The sequence below is a fragment of the Nocardia vinacea genome (genome assembly GCF_035920345.1).
In the GTDB taxonomy this organism is placed as follows: Bacteria; Actinomycetota; Actinomycetes; order Mycobacteriales; family Mycobacteriaceae; genus Nocardia; species Nocardia vinacea_A.
Genome location: NZ_CP109149.1, coordinates 9766732 through 9782912, shown reverse-complemented (window position 1 = coordinate 9782912; position 16181 = coordinate 9766732). Strand labels below are relative to the sequence as shown.

Here is a 16181-nt window from a genome sequence, read left to right as displayed (position 1 = left end):
GGCCCCGGTGTTCGCAGGGCCCGCGGAGAATGTTCGACCATCGCTACTTCACCCGACCGCTGAGAGATATTCGCTGTAGAACAGGCCGAGTCCGACCGCCGACGCCATCGCCGCCAACAACCAGAACCGAATGATCACCGTAGTCTCGGCCCACTTGCTGAGTTCGAAGTGATGATGGAACGGCGCCATCTTGAATAGCCGATTGCGGGTTGTGCGGTACACCGCGACCTGCAGCACCACCGAGGCGGTTTCCGCGACGAACAGCGCACCGATCACGACCATCAGCAGTTCGGTGCGGGTCGTGATGGACAGGCCGGCGAGCATGCCGCCCAGGGCCAGCGAACCGGTATCGCCCATGAAGATCTTGGCGGGCGCGGCATTCCACCACAGGAAGCCGACACACGCGGCGGCGGCCGAGGCGCAGACCAGTGCCAGGTCCAGCGGATCGCGCACGTTGTAGCAGCCCGCCTCCGGGATCGTCGCGCAGGCATTGCGGTACTGCCAGAACGTGATGATCACGTAGGCGCCGAGCACGAGGCTCATCGAACCCGCGGCCAAGCCGTCCAGGCCGTCGGTCAGGTTCACCGCATTCGACCAGGCCACGACCAGCAGACAGACCCAGCACAGGAAGATGATCACGCCCATCGACACCGTGGTGATATCGCGGACATAGGACAGATGCTTACTCGCCGGAGTCAACCCGTTGCCGCCGCGGAACTGCAAGGCGAGAATGCCGAACAGGACTGCGGCGCTGATCTGACCGATGTACTTGCCCGCGGCCGACAAACCGAGATTGCGCTGCTTGCGCAGCTTGATGAAGTCGTCGAGGAAGCCGACCACACCGAGTGCGGTGGTCAGCCCGAGCACCAGAATGCCCGAGGCGGAGGGCCCGTCGGCGTCGTAGCCGATGCCGATCAGATGTGAGCCGAGGTAGCCGGCCCACATGCCGACCAGGATGGCCACACCACCCATGGTCGGGGTGCCGCGCTTGGCCTGATGGCTGGCCGGACCGTCGACCCGGATCTCCTGCCCGAAGCCCTGCCTGGCGAAGATGCGTATCAACAGCGGCGTCAGCAGGATGGAGACCGCGAGCGCGATCCCAGCCGCGAACAGAATCTGCCTCATCCAAGCGCCTCCGTGCTACCCCGACTAATTCCCGCACGTTCCGCGCTGGTCAAATGTTCGGCGACCGCCCACAGTCCGACCGCCTTGGACGCCTTGACCAGCACCACATCGCCCGGCTCGACCTCGTTGTCGAGCAGCGCGATGGCCGCGCCGATATCGGGCACGAGAATCGACTCCTCGCCCCACGAGCCTTCCATTACCGCGCCCTGGTGCATCGCGTGGGATGGCCTTCCGGTGCCGACCACGATCAACCGGGAGACATCCAGACGCACCGCGAGGCGGCCGATCCGGTCATGTTCGATGACGGATTCCTCGCCGAGTTCACCCATTTCGCCGAGTACGGCCCAGCTGCGGCGCGGAGTGTCGCCCGCACGCGACATGGTCACCAACGCCTTGAGCGCGGCGCGCACCGAATCCGGATTGGCGTTGTAGGAGTCGTTGACGACGGTGATGCCGTCGGAGGTGGTCCGCACATCCATGCGGCGGGCCGATGCGGCATGCGCGCCACCGAGTGCCTGCGCGATGGTGTCGAGGTCCGCACCGCATTCGAGTGCGACGGCGGCGGCGGACAGCGCATTGCCGACCTGGTGTTCGCCGTGCACGGCGAGCCGCACCGGGATGCTGCCTTTACTTGTATGCAGCGTGAAGCCCGCGCGTGCCTCGGCATCGAGATGCACATCGGTGGCGCGGATTTCGGCATTGCCCGCCTGACCGACCGTCACCACACGCGCCTGCGTGCGTGCGGCCATCGCGGCCACCTGCGGATCGTCGGCATTGAGTACGGCCAAGCCCGTCGACGGCAGTGCCTCGACGAGTTCACCCTTGGTCTGCGCGATCGCCTCGCGACTGCCGAACTCACCGAGATGGGCGGTACCGACATTGAGCACGACACCGATTTTCGGCGGCGCGACCTGTGCGAGCGCGGCTATATGGCCGGGACCGCGCGCAGACAGTTCCAGTACCAGGAAGCGGGTGTCGGCGTCGGCGCGCAGTGCGGTCCACGGATGGCCGAGTTCGTTGTTGAACGATCCGGGCGGTGCGACGACCGGACCAAGCGGCGTGAGCACGGCCGCGAGCAGATCCTTGGTCGAGGTCTTGCCCGAGGAGCCGGTCACCCCGATCACGGTGAGTCCGCCTGCCGCAGTGTTGGATTTGCCGCGCTCGTGGGGCCCTGCGTGGGCCCGCCCGTCGCCCACCGCCACCCTCAACGGACGGCCTCCGGCCGACTGCACCTGTCCATCCGCTACCGCCTCCGGGCCCGTCGCTCCCGCGGCGGAAAGACGTTCGACACTCACCCGGGCGAGCGTAGCGAGCGCGACCAGTACCGCGGCTCCCGACCCGTCCGAATCACCGGCCAGCGCAACGGATTTCGCGGGCACGGTCCCCGGACTGGGCGCCACCACGATCGCGGGCACACCGACCGGGCGGGCAGCGAGCACCGCGACCGCACCGGCGTCGACGGCGGCCTTTGCATAGTCGTGTCCGTCGGCCTGCTCGCCGGGCAGGGCCAGGAAAAGATCCCCGGAACCGATTCGGCGCGAATCGAATTCGACCGAGCCCGTTACCGTCACCTCCGGGTCTGGGGCGTCGTGCAGCGTGCCGCCGACGACCTCCGCGATCTCCCGCAGTGTCATCTCGATCATGAAACCGTCAAGTCCTCCGCGTCCGACCCCTGCGGACTCTGCTCAGTATTGGATCGGCCGCGCTCGCGGGGCCCTGCGTGGTCACGCTTCGCTACCGCCTCCGGGCCCGTCGCTCCCGCGGCGGTGTTGTCGTCCTGCGGGCCCCGCCCCCGTCGCTCCAACGCCGCCGCGAGCACCTCGCGGTCGTCGAACGGATGCTTCACACCGTGGATCTCCTGCCCTGCCTCATGTCCCTTACCTGCCACCAGCACCACGTCACCGGGACGGGCCCAGTCGACGGCGGCGGCGATGGCCGCGGCCCGGTCCCCGATTTCGCGTACTTCACCGCGTTCGACCTCCGGGACCGCCAGCGCGCCTCGGCGCAGTGCAGCGCGGATCACTGCCGGATCCTCGCTGCGCGGATTGTCGTCGGTGATGATCAGCAGATCGGCGCCGCGCGCACCGGCCGCACCCATCAGCGGGCGTTTACCCGCGTCCCGGTCCCCGCCCGCGCCGACGACCACGGCCAGCCGACCACCGGTATCGCCGGCAATATCGGATTCGCGGCGCTCGCGGCGCCCTCCGTGGCCAGGCTCCGCTACCTCCTCCGGGCGCGTCGCTCCCGCCGCCAGATGACCGCGCAGCGTCGCGATCACCGACTCCACCGCCGCGGGCTTGTGCGCATAGTCGACGATCGCAAGGAAGTCTTGTCCGCGTTCGACCCGCTGCATCCGGCCCGGCACGTCGACGGTGGCCAGGGCGGGCGCGGCGACGGTGGGCTCCACTCCGGCGGCGGTGCACACCGCGACCGCGAGCAGTCCGTTGGCGACGTTGTAGCGGCCCGGAAGCCGCAGGCGCACATCGACATTCGCCCCCGGTCCGGCAGCGGTGAATTCCTGCTCACCGCCGTGCGCGGATACCTCGCCAGTGAGCTGCCACGTGCCGGAACCGGTGGTGGATACGGTGATCGGATCCGTGAGATCAACGGCGAGGCGCCGTCCCCATGCATCATCGACGCAGATGACCGAGGTGCGTGCGGCGACCGGCGACTCCGGTTCGAAAAGCCTGCGCTTGGCGGCGAAGTAATCCTCGAAGTCGGCGTGGAAGTCCAGGTGGTCCTGGGAGAGATTGGTGAACGCGCCCACCGCGAAGCGCACACCGTCCACCCGGCCCAGCGCCAGCGCGTGGCTGGAAACCTCCATCACGACCGCATCCACACCCTGCTCGACCATCAGTGCGAACATGGCGTGCAGCTGCGGCGCCTCGGGCGTGGTCAATGCGCTCGGCACCCGACGACCGCCGATCCTGGTCTCGATGGTGCCGATCAGCGCCGTGGACATACCGCCCGCGGCCAGCCCGGCCTCCACCAGATACGCAGTGGTCGTCTTGCCCGAGGTGCCGGTAATGCCGACGATGCGCAGCCGCTCTGACGGATTGCCGTAGAGCGCGCCCGAAAGCTCGCCGAGCACCGACCTGGGCTGCTCACGCACCAGCACAGGAACACCGAGCTCACCGGCCAGTTCGGCGCCTGCGGGGTCGGTGAAGACCGCGACCGCGCCCCGTTCGACGGCATCGCGCGCGAAACGGGCGCCGTGCGCCTGCGCGCCCGGCAGTGCGGCGAACAGATCACCCGGCTGCACCGCATGCGAGCGCTGCTCGATGCCGGTGACCTGGATCTGCGCGAGGTCGGCTCGCGAGGAGCCGGCTCCGGTCATGGCCAGTACGGTGGACAACGACGTCGACCGCGAATGGGTCGGCCGGAGCACGTGCTGGCTGGACTGCGCGGGCACAGGACTCCTCTCGAAAATCGGCACGGACGGGACGGGGTGGATCTATAGGAAAGGCGGGAACGTCGAGTCAGGTTACCGACGTCGGCTCACGGCCAGGCAACGCGGCTCCAATCTTATGAAGCCTGCAGAACGAACCGTCGCGATGGCTCGGGTGAAGGGGGGATCCGGTCGCGCTGCAGCGCCCAGGAGGCGATGTTGTGGAACAGTGGCGCCACCGACCCGCCACCGCTGCCGTCGGAGCTGCGGATCGGCGCATCGAGCATCAGGCCGATGACGTAGCGCGGGTTGTCCGCGGGGGCCATACCGGCGAAGGTGATGTAGTACGACGAGGTCGAATAGCAGCGGCAGCTCGGGTCGACCTTCTGCGCGGTGCCGGTCTTGCCCGCCACCTGATAGCCATCGATCGCCGCGGACGCACCGGTGCCCATCTGCACGCCCATCGGATCGCGCTGCACGACAGCCTGGAACATGGTGCGCACCGTGGCCGCGGTCTGTTCGCTCACCACGCGCACGCCGTCGGGCTGTGGCTCATCGGTGCGGGTGCCGTCCGGTGCGGTCTCGGACTTGACGATGCGCGGCGGAATCCGCACGCCGCCATTGGCAATGGCCTGGTACATCCCGGTCATCTGCAGGGTGGTCATCGAAAGGCCCTGTCCGATGGGCAGGTTCGCGAAGGTTCCGCCGGACCACTGGTCGCGGGCGGGCACCTGGCCCGGGCTCTCGCCCGGCAGTCCGACACCGGCGCGCTGGCCGAGGCCGAAGCGGTTGACCATATCCGCGAACCGGTCCTCGCCGACCCGCTGCGCCAGCATCAGCGTGCCGACATTGGAGGACTTACCGAAGATGCCGGTGGTGGTGTACGGCAAAGTGGCGTGCTCCCAGGCGTCGTGCACGGTGACGCCCGACATCCGGATCTCGCCGGGCACCTGCAGCACCTCGTCGGGATTGGTCAAGCCGTATTCGATGGCCGCGGCCGCGGTCACGATCTTGTTGACCGAACCGGGTTCGAAGGGATCCTGCACCGAGGGGTTCTGCATCTCGGCGTTGCCCCAATGCTGCGGTCCCAGCGCCGGGTTGAAGGTGTTGTCATTCGACATCGCCAGCACCTGGCCGGTTTTCGCATCCAGCACGACAGCCGAGGCCGCGTTCGCGCCGGACATCTCCTTGGCCTGCTGCACCTGCTGCTGCACGTAGTACTGCAGATCCGAGTCCAGGGTCAGTTGGACCGAGTAGCCGTTCACCGCCGGCTGCTTATCGCGCCAGCTGCCCGGAATGACCGCACCGTCGGAGCCGCGGTCGTAGGTCTGCGAGCCGTCGGTACCCGCCAGGAACGAGTCCAGCGACGATTCCAGCCCCATCTGGCCGTGTCCGTCCCAGCCGGTGGTGCCGAGCACATTGGCCGCCAGCGAGCCTCCCGGATAGTCGCGCACATCCTGGCGCTCGGCGCCGACCTCGGGAAATTGCACCTTGATATCGGAGGCGATGCGCGGATCGACATTGCGGGCGAGATAGACGAACGCTGTATCGCTCTTCAGCTTGTCCAGCAGCGCCGATTCGGCGGGCGCGTCCTTGCCGATCCTGTCGTGGATGGTCTTGGCGATCGCTTTGAGCCGCTCATCGGGATCCGGAGCCTTGGCCGACTTCTCCTTCGCATCGGCGAGTTGTTTGCGCACGGCCACCGGCTGGAAGGTCAGCGCCTGCGCGCTCAGTGTGATCGCGAGGGACTTCCCGTTGCGATCGATGATCGGCCCACGGGTGGCGTACTCGGGCTCGCGGGTGGTGCGCTGGCTGGCCGCCTGCGCGGACAGGCTGGGCGCGGAAATGCTCTGCACCCAGAGCAATTGCAGCGCGACGACCGCCAGTGCGACCAGCATGATCACCCGGCCGACGCCGAGACGCAGCCGCAGCGGACGATCCGGGGAGGCCGTCCGTGGTCTCGATGCGGTTGCCGTCCTCGATGTGCCGGAGGCTCTGGCGGAACCCGCCTCGGATGCCGACGGCCCGCGGCGCTGACGCGACGCGGGCCTGGTCTGCCGCATGCTCATCGGGCGCCCTCGTCAGGGGCGGGCGCGGGTTGGGGCGTTTCTGGCTGCGGCGCTAGAGCTTGCGCCGGTACGGGCTGCGGAGTTTCCGGTTGCGGTGTCTCCACCGGAGCCTGCGCGCCCGGACTCGGCGTCGGGCTCGCCGGTGTCGGGCTGGGTGTCGGACTCGCCTGTCCCGCAACGGCATTCGCGGGCTGACCGGTATTCGGCTGGGTGGGCGGCGCGGTCGGCGTGGTCGTCACCGGAACCAATCGTTCACCGCGGGCCTGGGCATTGCCCGTCGGCGGGGCGGTGGGCGTGGCAGGCGAACTGTTCAGCGGCGGGACCGGTGCGCCCTGCGCGGGCGTCGGCTTTCCGATCACCGTCACCCCGCCATCCGGTCCGATCACCAGCCGGGCCGGATCCTTGGCCGGGATCATCCCGAGTTCGCGAGCCCTGGCGGCGAGTTCGGGCGCGGAATCGGCGGCCTCGACCTCGCGCTGCAGCGCCGCGCGTTCGTCGGCCAGCTTGCGATTGGTCGCCCTGGCATCGCCGAGCTGATAGCTGTCCTCCGCCGAACGGGTGGTGAGCAACAGCGTGAGCGCGAGACCGCAGCCGAGCAGCGCGATGATGGCCGCCACGAACGGAATTCGCGCAGCCATCGCCGACGCGCGCTGTTTCGGCAGATCGTGCTGGTCCCCCGACTGCTCGGCCCGCATCCGACGCTTGGCATAGGCCCGTTGTGCGGCACCCGATTTCACCCGCTCGGCGGCCTGAACCCGGCGGGCGATCCGGCCCGGCGCCTCGACGGTACGCGTGCGCACACTCATGTTGTCCCCTCCTGGATTCTCTCCACCGCGCGCATCCGCACGGGTGCCGCCCTCGGGTTCTCTTCGATCTCTTGTTCGGTCGCCTTCTCGGCGCCCCGGGTCAGCAACTTGAATTCCGGTCCCATACCGGGCAATTCGACCGGCAGGTCGACCGGCGTCCGCGATGTCGTGCGCGGCGCCAACTCCTGTTTGACCACCCGATCCTCGAGCGACTGATACGACATGATCACGATCCGGCCGCCGACCCGCAGCGAGTCCAGCGCGGCCGGCAGGGCGGCACGCAGCGAGTCGAGCTCGCCGTTCACCTCCACCCGCAGCGCCTGGAAGGTCCGCTTGGCCGGATGACCGCCCGTCCGCCTGGCGGCGGCCGGAATTGTGGCATAAAGCAATTCGACCAATTCGGCACTCGTGCGAAACGGCTTCTGCTGCCGACGGCGCAGCACCGCGGACGCGATCTTGCCCGCGAAGCGTTCCTCGCCATAGGTTTTCAGCACGCGCGCCAGATCACCGTGGCTGTAGGTGTTGAGCACATCGGCCGCGGTGATGCCGGTGGTCGGATCCATCCGCATATCCAGTGGCGCGTCGACGGAGTAGGCGAAGCCGCGCTCGGCCTCGTCGAGTTGCATCGAGGACACGCCGAGATCCATCAGGATGGCGCTCACCGAACCGGTGGTCGGCAATCCGGCCTGCTTCAGCGCGGCCGCGATTCCGTCATATCGGATGTGTACCAAGGTGATTCGGTCCGCGAACGGCGCCAATCGCGCACCGGCCAATGCCAGCGCATGGGTATCGCGATCGAGTCCGACGAGATGGATATTCGGGTAGGTCCGTAGGAAGTGTTCGGCATGTCCGCCCAAACCCAATGTGGCGTCGACATATACCGCGCCGGGTTCGGCGAGTGCCGGACCGAGGAGCGCGTCCGCCCGCTGGAGCAGAACCGGAACATGGCGAGGACCGTCCTGTTCACGGTTCACCTCGACCTCCCGGAATCCTGCCTCGCGTCGTCGCGCATCGAGCCGTGTCAGTGGGATCACTCGCTGCGGGGTCGCCTTGCTACACAGCTACTTTCGAAAATACGAATGCCGCGGGGTCTCTGACCGGAGCCTCGGCACCTGGCGTCGGGGAAGTACGTCAGGGTCCGCGCGTCCGGGCAGAGGCCGCGTGGCACTCGTTCGCTCAGGGCTAGAAGATTCCGCCCAGCGACTCGTCTCTCGCTTGCGCGTAGTCCTCCTCGTGCTCGGCGAGGTAGGACTCCCACGCCTGCTTATCCCATATCTCGAGGAAGTCGACCGATCCGATCACCACGCAATCCCGCGAAAGGTTCGCGTAGCGACGATGATCGGCCGACAACACGATCCGGCCCTGGGCGTCCGGACGCTGTTCATCCGTACCGGCCGCGAGTGCCCGGACGAACGCGCGCGCCTGCGGATTGCTTCGAGATGCCGCCGCGGCTCGCCGTGCGAGAGCGGTGAACTCTTCCTTGGGATATACGGCAAGGCTGTGGTCCTGACCCTTCGTGACCATCAACCCTCCCGCCAGATCGTCTCGAAACTTCGCAGGCAACGTCAGTCGCCCCTTGTCATCCAACCGAGGTGTATAGGTACCGAGAAACAACTCGCTACCTCCCGGATCAACCCCGTGGTACGGGGAGCACGATCACCTCGGATGTATGCCCTTCCTCTTGTGCGCGCTCCACATTACCCCACTTTCCCCCACTTTCAATCGAAACTCGGGGTGATCTGGCTCCCCGCATTGTCGATTACGCAGGTCATCCCAGCTATCACGGTGGTGGAGAACTTTTTCCGTGTTCTGGCGACACGCGCCGGACCGCCGGACAAGCCCCCGACAACTGCCAGCAAACGCCCTGGTACCCCAGGCCCTACGCCACAGACGAGGCCCATGCAGGGGTGGTGGTGGGAGGTGGTGGGGAAGATCGTGGGGCGTTGTGGAGAACCGCGCGCGGCGAGCATTCAGCAGCCGGGTGGTTCACGCATGAGAACGCGCCGCCGCACCGGTTCGGTGCGGCGGCGCGTTCGATATGTCGATGTCGGCTACGGGCGCGCTACTCCTGATCGAAGCGGCGGCGGAACCGATCCTCCATGCGTTCGGAGAAACCACCGGACTTGCGCTGTCGCCCACGTCCGCCCGATCCGCCACTCGCGCCACCGGATTGGGCATTGCCCGACCGGTCGCCCTTGGCGATGCCCTTGGAACTGCCGAGCAGCAACAGCACGCCTGCGGCGAACATCACGATGAATCCGATCAGGCTGATGATCGGAAAGTCGCCGAGCTTCACCGGAGCGGCTATGCCGGCGACAAGTAGAAACAAACCGAGGACGAACAGGGCCGCGGCCTGGAGTCTGCGACGACTCGAGGTCGAGCGAAGGCGTCCGCCGCGGACGGACGACGCGAACTTCGGATCCTCAGCATAGAGCGCGCTCTCGATCTGTTCGAGCATGCGCTGCTCGTGCTCGGAGAGTGGCACGGTACCTCCCCCGGCACTAGGACGTGGCTGTCGCCTCCGGGTCGGCGACAGATAGCCAAGGTCGGCTATCTGCCACCAATGATACGAGTTCGATCAGTGCCGTACCACCTACTCGCCGATAACTAAGCGGTCATACCGCCGGACCAGCCCGGCGCGGGGCGCAATCGAGCCCCGGCATTCAGCAGATCTTCCACATCGTGGAGGAATGCGCCCACCCGCGAATAGAACTCGTCGGCCTGCTCATCATCCACATCGCGATCCAGCCCCGCCTCCAGCGCCGCCCTGATCTCCGAACGAGCGCTGAAGTAGTCGGCCCACATGACGAATTCGGGCGCGGCGCGCTGCAGCAGCACCCAGGCATTGCGCGAGCGCGCCCGCGGCGCTGCGTCCGCACCGGTGAACGCGAGCACGGCACCGGCACCGCGCAGCGCGGCGAGATACGCGGTCCGAAAACGCTCGCGCGGGTCGCGTTCCCCCGCCGCCTGCATCAGCAAGCCGTCCGCCCGCTGCAGCAGCGTGCCCGCCTTGCCGGGTTGCCCCGGGTGTTCGATCCGACCAGACATCAGCCGTCCCTCCGAGTCGCGTACCTGGCCTATCCTGGGCGCGAATGCCGAGTTCCCAGCACCGCGGGGATCGAACAGGTATTCGAACGTTTGAATTGAGATTGAATATAGGGACACCCACCGACAACTTTCCGCGGACCGACGAGAGCCATGACAGCCGTCAAGCCCAAACACACCCCCGCCAACGCCCCTGTCGTCATCGACCTCTCCGTCGCGGCGCTGCGCTCTCGGCTGCACGACGCGCTTGCGGTGTACGTCGCGGCGATGGAATATCCGCACGGCACCGAACACCATCGCGCACCGATGTGGACCGAGCACACCACCCGCGTCGGCTGGCAGGGCGCCGCCGCCGTCATCCCGGATGACTCCGGGCAGATCGACCTGCGGACCGCGCCGATGGTGGCCATCGCCTACGGCTATCGCGGCGCCGCCCACCAGTGGTGGCATCAGCAGGTGCACAGCGGGATGCGGCGCTCGGGTTGGCCGGAACATTCTGCGCGCGAACTGCTTTCGGACTATTTCGAACTGACCGAGCTGCACGTGCATCCGGCGGCGCAGGGGCGCGGCATCGGCGGCGAACTGCTGACGCGGCTGCTGGCGAATCGCACCGAGAGCGCGGTGCTGCTGTCCACGCCGGAAGTGCACGGCGAGGCCAACCGCGCCTGGAAACTGTATCGGCGACTCGGATTCACCGATGTGATCCGGAATTTCGTCTTCGCCGGGGATACCAGGCCGTTCGCCATCCTGGGACGGCGGCTGCCTCTGTGACCGTTGTGGTCGTCGGGTCGGGCCATAACGCGCTCGTCGCGGCTTGCTATCTGGCGCGGGCCGGGGAGCGGGTGGAGGTGCTCGAGCGCGACGAGGTGCTCGGCGGCGCAGTGTCGACGGTCGAACGCTTTCCCGGTCATCTGGTCGATCGCGGATCTTCGGCGCACATCATGGTGCGCCATACCGGGATCATCGAGGAACTGGAGCTGTCGCGTTTCGGGCTGCGTTATATCGATTGCGATCCCTGGGGTTTCACGCCCGCGGGGCCGGATGGCGGTGCGCCGATCGTTTTCCATCGCGATGTCGATCGGACCTGCGCCGGAATCGCGGAGGTCTGCGGTGCGCGGGATGCGACGGCGTATCGGCGCTTCGTCGAGGTCTGGGGGCCGCGGTCGGCGCGGGTGATGCGCGCGTTCGGCAGTGCGCCGACGCCGGGTCGGCTGCTGCGTTCGTTCTGGGGGCTGGACGCGCGCGATGGCGGGAGTGCGTTGTCGCGGGAGTTCCTGCAGACCGGCGACGCCCTGCTGGACAGCTACTTCGACGATGAGCGGCTCAAGGCGTCGCTGGCCTGGTTCGGTGCGCAGTCCGGGCCGCCGATGTCGGAACCGGGGACCGCGCCGATGGTCGGATTCGCCGCGCTGATGCATACGCTGCCGCCGGGACGGGCGGTGGGAGGAAGTGGGGCACTGACAACGGCGCTGGTCGCGCGGCTGCGCGCCGACGGCGGTGTGGTGTCGGCGGGCGATGCGGTCACCGAGCTGCGCCAGGTCGGTGCGGGCTGGCAGGTGCGCACGGCGTCGGGACGAAGTCTGCACGCGGACACCGTGATCGCGGGCACCCATGTGCTGACGACGCTGGATCTGCTGCGGGACGGCGGATTCGACGGTGTGGTGCTCGACGACTGGCAGCGGCGGATCCGGGTCGGGCCCGGTATCGGCATGGTGGTGCGGCTCGCGACGTCTGCGCTGCCGCAGTATCCCGGTAGTTCGACCGCCGAATCCGCCAATGGTCTGCAGTTTCTCGTCTCCGATCGGCGGCAGCTGCGCCGGGCGCACGGTGCGGCACTGGCCGGCGACCTGCCGCCGCGTCCGGTGGTGCTGGCCATGAGTTTCAGTGCGCTGGATCCGAGCATCGCCCCGGCCGGTGAGCATCAGCTCTCGCTGTGGGCGCAGTGGCATCCGTACGAGCTGGCCGACGGGAGCGACTGGGCCGCGCACGCGGAGTCGGAGGCCGATCGGATCATCGCCGAAGTCGACTCCTACGCACCGGGTTTCGAGGCGAGTGTGCTGCGGCGGTACGTGCAGACCCCGGTCGATCTGGAGCGCGAGCTCGGGTTGCGCGGCGGAAATGTGATGCATGTGGAGATGTCACTGGATCAGATGATGCTGTGGCGGCCGCTGCCCGAGCTGTCCGGGCAGCGAGTGCCCGGCGCGCCCGGGTTGTATCTCACCGGGGCGTCGACGCATCCGGGTGGCGGGGTGTCCGGAGCGAGCGGGCGCAGCGCGGCGCAGTTGGTGCTGCGCGATCGACGGCGCAACCGGTTTCCCCTGCTGCGCAGACGATGAGGGAGCCCACCGGGCCAGCCGTGCCGGAGCCGGACGAGCGACCCGCATCAGGGACGGAAAGCCCTGGTCCGGAGACCACCCGGCGAGCCGAGCCCTCCCCCGCAACGGACTCCAACCTGCGCAGTCCAGCGAACCCAGAAACAACCGGACGAGCCGAGCCCTCCCCCGCAACGAACTCCAACCTGCGCAGTCCAGCGAACCCAGAAACAACCGGACGAGCCGAGCCCTCCCCCGCAACGAACTCCAACCTGCGCAGTCCAGCGAACCCAGAAACAACCGGACGAGCCGAGCCCTCCCCCGCAACGAACTCCAACCTGCGCAGTCCAGCGAGTCCGGTGACCGCCGGATGGGCGGAATCCTCCGGCGCGACTGATTTCGCGGTCCCCGGTGCTGACGGGAACCTGGCAAGTCGGCGTGGCACGGGTCGGTACCCGCGGTCGGCGGCGGCCTTTCGATGGACGCCGCAGTTGCTGGCGCCGGCGATACCGGCGGTGCTGCTCGTGCTCGTGCAGATCAGTTATCCGCTCGCCTCGGGGGTCGCTCGCGATCGGGTGACCGTGGCGGTCGTGCTGTTGTCGGCGGGGACGGCGCTGGTGCACGCGGTGGCGACGCGCGGCATCAGGTACGCCTTGGGATTCGTGGTGATTGTCTCCGGGCTCGGACTGGTTGCCGAAATCGTTGGTACCGCAACGGGTTTCCCATTCGGTTGTTATGCGTATGCCGACGGCAGATCGGGACCCGCGGTGGCGGGGGTGCCGTTGGTGGTCGCGCTGGCCTGGACCGGTGGGCTGTATCCGGTGTGGGTGGTCGCCGGGTTGTTGACTCGGCGGTGGGCAGGGCGAGTTGTTTTGACCGCGGTCGGGGCGGTGGGTTGGGATCTGTTCCTCGATCCGCAGATGGTGGCGGACGGGCAGTGGACTTGGTGTGCCGCCGGTCGGGGGCTGCCCGGAATCGATGAGATTCCGTACACCAACTATCTGGGGTGGTTCGCGGTGGCGCTGGTGATGGCCTTGCTGCTGACCGTCTTGGCTCGCGTCGCGGGCACGGCGAATGCGTTTGCGCCCGCGGCAGCGCGCCTGCTGTCGACAGCGCAGACACAGGCGGCAGCCCCCGAGGTGGCGGCTGGAACACCGGCGCTGGAGTTGGGAACGGCGGACTCGACCGGTCCGGAGCACAGATCCCGAGAGCCGGTATCCCCGATCTCGGCAGACGCGGTGGTCCCGGTGGCGGTGTTCATGTGGACCTGGCTCGGGTCGACGCTCGCGCACGCGGTGTTCCTCGATCTGCCGTATTCGGCCTGGTACGGGTGTGTCGGGCTGGGGGTGCTCGGGGTGCCGCTGCTGGTGCGGTCGGCCGCGGCCCGGCGGGGCTGAAGCGATGCGGACCAGCTGTCCGATACTTCGGTCGGCGTGCGATCCGCCCGTCGCGTGGCAATTCGGGGCGACCGCCTGGCACGATGTGTGCCGTGCAGCCGAGTCCTCTCACCGCGATGCCCGACACATCGGTTCTACCGCCACGTTCTCCCCGGCCCGGAGCACGGGTGGCCGCGGCAGTACTGCTGGCCGCGATGCTGGTGCCCATGCTCGCGGGCTGCCTGCGGGTGCAGGTGTCGATGGGTGTGTCGTCCAATGACCGGGTCTCCGGTCGGATCGTGGCCGCGGTGGTGCCCGCGGACGCCAATGACAAGGGCCCGCAGCTGAAGGCGCCCGATTCGCTGGCCGCGAAGGTGCGGGTCGAGCCGTACAGCCAGGACGGCTACGTGGGCAGCAAGGTGTTCTTCGAGGATCTGTCCTTCGGCGAGGTCGGCCAGCTCGGCGCGCTCTCCGATCAGACCCAGGGGATGTTCAACCTGTCGTTCCAGCGCACCGGCGACCTGGTCAGCCTCAATGGTCGGGTCGATCTGAAATCCGTTCCGCCGCACGGTTCGGATGTGCAGTTCACCGTGGCTTTCCCGGCCCGCGTCGCCAAGACCAACGGCAATCGCGAGGACGACTCGACCGTCTCCTGGAAACTGCCGCCCGGCGATGTCTCTACCGTGCGCGCCGAGGTCAGCTACGCGGATCCGAATACCCGCTCCTTCGCGGGCTGGGCAGGCATCGTCGGCGGTATCACCCTGGCCGTCGCCGCCATCATCGCCGCCATCGCCTATATGGACCGCAACCCGGCACCGCCCGGTGCACCGGAAACCAACTTCTCACCGAGCAATCTGTGGCGTTCGCTGACCCGCCGCTGACGCGAACCCTGCGCGCGGGCGCGGCGATCGCCGCGTGGACGGGTGCGGGTATCGCGCTGTTCGGTTGCGGGACCGCGTTATTCAACCGCGTGACGATGCGCAGGCTCTCGGCCGGACCGAATACGGTGATCGAGCCGGTGTCGGTGTGTATCCCGGCGCGCGATGAGGCACAGCGACTGCCCGAGCTGATCGATGATCTCCGTGGCCAGGTGGGTGTGCCGCGACTGCGGGTGCTGATTCTCGACGACGCTTCGTCGGACGGGACCGAAGCGGCCGCGCTCGACGCGATTGCGGGCGATTCGCGCTTCACGGTGTTCCGTTCCGAGGCCGAACCCGCACCCGGATGGACCGGGAAGGCCGCGGCCTGCGCGCGACTGGCCGAGTTGGCGGATGCCACGGTGCTGATCTTTCTCGATGCCGATGTGCGACTGGCACCGAACGCGATTGCCGCGGCGACCGCCGAATTGCGTCGCGGCCGAGCCGCATTGTTGTCACCGTGGCCGTACCAGGTGACCGAATCGCTGGCCGAGGCGCTGGTGCAGCCGCTGCTGTGCTGGTCGTGGGCGACGAGCCTGCCGATCGCGGCCGCCAATCGCAGCCTCCGGCCCTCGACAGCCGTGGCCTGCGGCCAGTTCTTGGTGTTCGACGCCACCGCCTACCACGCCATCGGCGGGCATGCCGTGGTCGCCGCGAGCCCGACCGAGGACCTGGATATCGCTCGCGCACTGCGCCGTTCGGGTCGCCGGACCGCGCTGGTCGCAGCAGGCCGAGCCGCGAGCACCCGAATGTACCGTGGCGCAGCCGAACTGGAGACCGGTTACAACCGCTGGCTGTGGTCCGCCTACGGCGGCACGACAATCGGCGGCGCGGCAGTAGGAGCTCTTGCGACACTGGCCTACTGGGCGCCCCCACTGGCCGCGATCGGCGGCCGAGGCTCCGTACGCACCGCCGGTCTCGTCGGCTACGGCGCCGCGGTCGCCAGCCGCCTGCTCGCGCGCTCACTGGAACGCGGCACCACAACCCGCACGGATGCCCTTGCGGCCCTCGCACATCCGATCTCCATCGACGCCTACCTCCGCCTCTGGACCCGCTCCCGCCGAGCCCACCGCACCAACACCTTGACCTGGAAAGCCCGCCCCCTCGAACCCACCCGCTGATCAAGATCACGTGGAATCGCTG

At 68.1% G+C, this 16181-nt stretch carries 14 protein-coding genes; 5 read left to right on the top strand and 9 right to left on the bottom strand.

Features of this window, described 5'->3' with window-relative positions:
• Nucleotides 1-48 precede the first annotated feature (48 nt).
• From mraY to OIE68_RS44375, 9 genes are all read right to left on the bottom strand, one after another.
• Complete coding sequence (gene mraY / locus OIE68_RS44415) at nucleotides 49-1125, bottom strand: phospho-N-acetylmuramoyl-pentapeptide-transferase (protein WP_040688647.1); 1077 nt, start codon at nucleotides 1123-1125, stop codon at nucleotides 49-51.
• Nucleotides 1122-2768 (bottom strand): UDP-N-acetylmuramoyl-tripeptide--D-alanyl-D-alanine ligase, encoded by a 1647-nt coding sequence (locus tag OIE68_RS44410; RefSeq protein WP_327096868.1) that lies wholly within the window; start codon nucleotides 2766-2768, stop codon nucleotides 1122-1124. The genes mraY and OIE68_RS44410 overlap by 4 nt, the downstream gene beginning before the upstream one ends.
• Nucleotides 2765-4462, bottom strand: a complete 1698-nt coding sequence (locus OIE68_RS44405; RefSeq protein ID WP_327096867.1) for a UDP-N-acetylmuramoyl-L-alanyl-D-glutamate--2,6-diaminopimelate ligase — start codon at nucleotides 4460-4462, stop codon at nucleotides 2765-2767. Before OIE68_RS44405 ends, OIE68_RS44410 begins: the two co-directional genes overlap by 4 nt.
• A gap of 188 nt (nucleotides 4463-4650) precedes the next feature.
• Nucleotides 4651-6576, bottom strand: coding sequence for a peptidoglycan D,D-transpeptidase FtsI family protein (locus OIE68_RS44400; protein WP_419150854.1), 1926 nt, complete (start codon nucleotides 6574-6576; stop codon nucleotides 4651-4653).
• A gap of 2 nt (nucleotides 6577-6578) precedes the next feature.
• Nucleotides 6579-7388, bottom strand: a complete 810-nt coding sequence (locus tag OIE68_RS44395) for a hypothetical protein (RefSeq protein ID WP_327096866.1) — start codon at nucleotides 7386-7388, stop codon at nucleotides 6579-6581.
• Entirely contained in the window at nucleotides 7385-8362 is a 978-nt protein-coding gene (gene rsmH, locus OIE68_RS44390; RefSeq protein ID WP_327096864.1) for a 16S rRNA (cytosine(1402)-N(4))-methyltransferase RsmH, read from the bottom strand. Before rsmH ends, OIE68_RS44395 begins: the two co-directional genes overlap by 4 nt.
• 208 nt (nucleotides 8363-8570) lie before the next feature.
• Nucleotides 8571-9002, bottom strand: a complete 432-nt coding sequence (gene mraZ, locus OIE68_RS44385; RefSeq protein ID WP_036535307.1) for a division/cell wall cluster transcriptional repressor MraZ — start codon at nucleotides 9000-9002, stop codon at nucleotides 8571-8573.
• 448 nt (nucleotides 9003-9450) lie between these two features.
• Nucleotides 9451-9873, bottom strand: coding sequence for a DUF3040 domain-containing protein (locus OIE68_RS44380; protein ID WP_040688643.1), 423 nt, complete (start codon nucleotides 9871-9873; stop codon nucleotides 9451-9453).
• Between the two features lie 122 nt (nucleotides 9874-9995).
• Nucleotides 9996-10436 carry an SAV_6107 family HEPN domain-containing protein gene (locus OIE68_RS44375; protein WP_327096863.1) on the bottom strand — a complete coding sequence of 147 codons (441 nt, stop codon included), beginning with the start codon at nucleotides 10434-10436 and terminating at the stop codon, nucleotides 9996-9998.
• A gap of 150 nt (nucleotides 10437-10586) precedes the next feature.
• On the opposite strand from OIE68_RS44375, the gene OIE68_RS44370 reads away from it, so the two are divergent.
• The 5 genes from OIE68_RS44370 (at nucleotide 10587) to OIE68_RS44350 (ending at nucleotide 16159) form a co-directional block, all read left to right on the top strand.
• The gene (locus OIE68_RS44370) at nucleotides 10587-11204 is read left to right on the top strand and encodes an N-acetyltransferase (protein ID WP_327096862.1); all 618 of its coding nucleotides are present in this window, start codon (nucleotides 10587-10589) and stop codon (nucleotides 11202-11204) included.
• Nucleotides 11201-12769 (top strand): NAD(P)/FAD-dependent oxidoreductase, encoded by a 1569-nt coding sequence (locus OIE68_RS44365; protein WP_327096861.1) that lies wholly within the window; start codon nucleotides 11201-11203, stop codon nucleotides 12767-12769. Before OIE68_RS44370 ends, OIE68_RS44365 begins: the two co-directional genes overlap by 4 nt.
• Before the next feature lie 467 nt (nucleotides 12770-13236).
• The gene (locus tag OIE68_RS44360; RefSeq protein WP_327096860.1) at nucleotides 13237-14142 is read left to right on the top strand and encodes a carotenoid biosynthesis protein; all 906 of its coding nucleotides are present in this window, start codon (nucleotides 13237-13239) and stop codon (nucleotides 14140-14142) included.
• Nucleotides 14143-14225: 83 nt separating this feature from the next.
• Nucleotides 14226-15002: an LppM family (lipo)protein gene (locus tag OIE68_RS44355; RefSeq protein ID WP_040688636.1), complete on the top strand. Its 777-nt coding sequence runs from the start codon at nucleotides 14226-14228 to the stop codon at nucleotides 15000-15002.
• A 95-nt stretch (nucleotides 15003-15097) separates the two neighbouring features.
• A complete protein-coding gene (locus OIE68_RS44350) occupies nucleotides 15098-16159 on the top strand; it encodes a glycosyltransferase family 2 protein (RefSeq protein WP_327102024.1) in 1062 nt (353 codons plus the stop codon).
• Nucleotides 16160-16181: the final 22 nt, after the last annotated feature.

What these genes read in the sequence shown, in the direction of transcription:
- OIE68_RS44370 (WP_327096862.1), top strand. Translation starts at nt 10,587, where the DNA reads ATGACAGCCGTCAAGCCCAAACACACCCCCGCCAACGCCCCTGTCGTC.
- mraY (WP_040688647.1), bottom strand. Translation starts at nt 1,125, where the DNA reads ATGAGGCAGATTCTGTTCGCGGCTGGGATCGCGCTCGCGGTCTCCATC.
- OIE68_RS44355 (WP_040688636.1), top strand. Translation starts at nt 14,226, where the DNA reads ATGTGTGCCGTGCAGCCGAGTCCTCTCACCGCGATGCCCGACACATCG.
- OIE68_RS44400 (WP_419150854.1), bottom strand. Translation starts at nt 6,576, where the DNA reads ATGCGGCAGACCAGGCCCGCGTCGCGTCAGCGCCGCGGGCCGTCGGCA.
- OIE68_RS44375 (WP_327096863.1), bottom strand. Translation starts at nt 10,436, where the DNA reads ATGTCTGGTCGGATCGAACACCCGGGGCAACCCGGCAAGGCGGGCACG.
- OIE68_RS44395 (WP_327096866.1), bottom strand. Translation starts at nt 7,388, where the DNA reads ATGAGTGTGCGCACGCGTACCGTCGAGGCGCCGGGCCGGATCGCCCGC.
- OIE68_RS44350 (WP_327102024.1), top strand. Translation starts at nt 15,098, where the DNA reads ATGCGCAGGCTCTCGGCCGGACCGAATACGGTGATCGAGCCGGTGTCG.
- OIE68_RS44405 (WP_327096867.1), bottom strand. Translation starts at nt 4,462, where the DNA reads ATGACCGGAGCCGGCTCCTCGCGAGCCGACCTCGCGCAGATCCAGGTC.
- OIE68_RS44410 (WP_327096868.1), bottom strand. Translation starts at nt 2,768, where the DNA reads ATGATCGAGATGACACTGCGGGAGATCGCGGAGGTCGTCGGCGGCACG.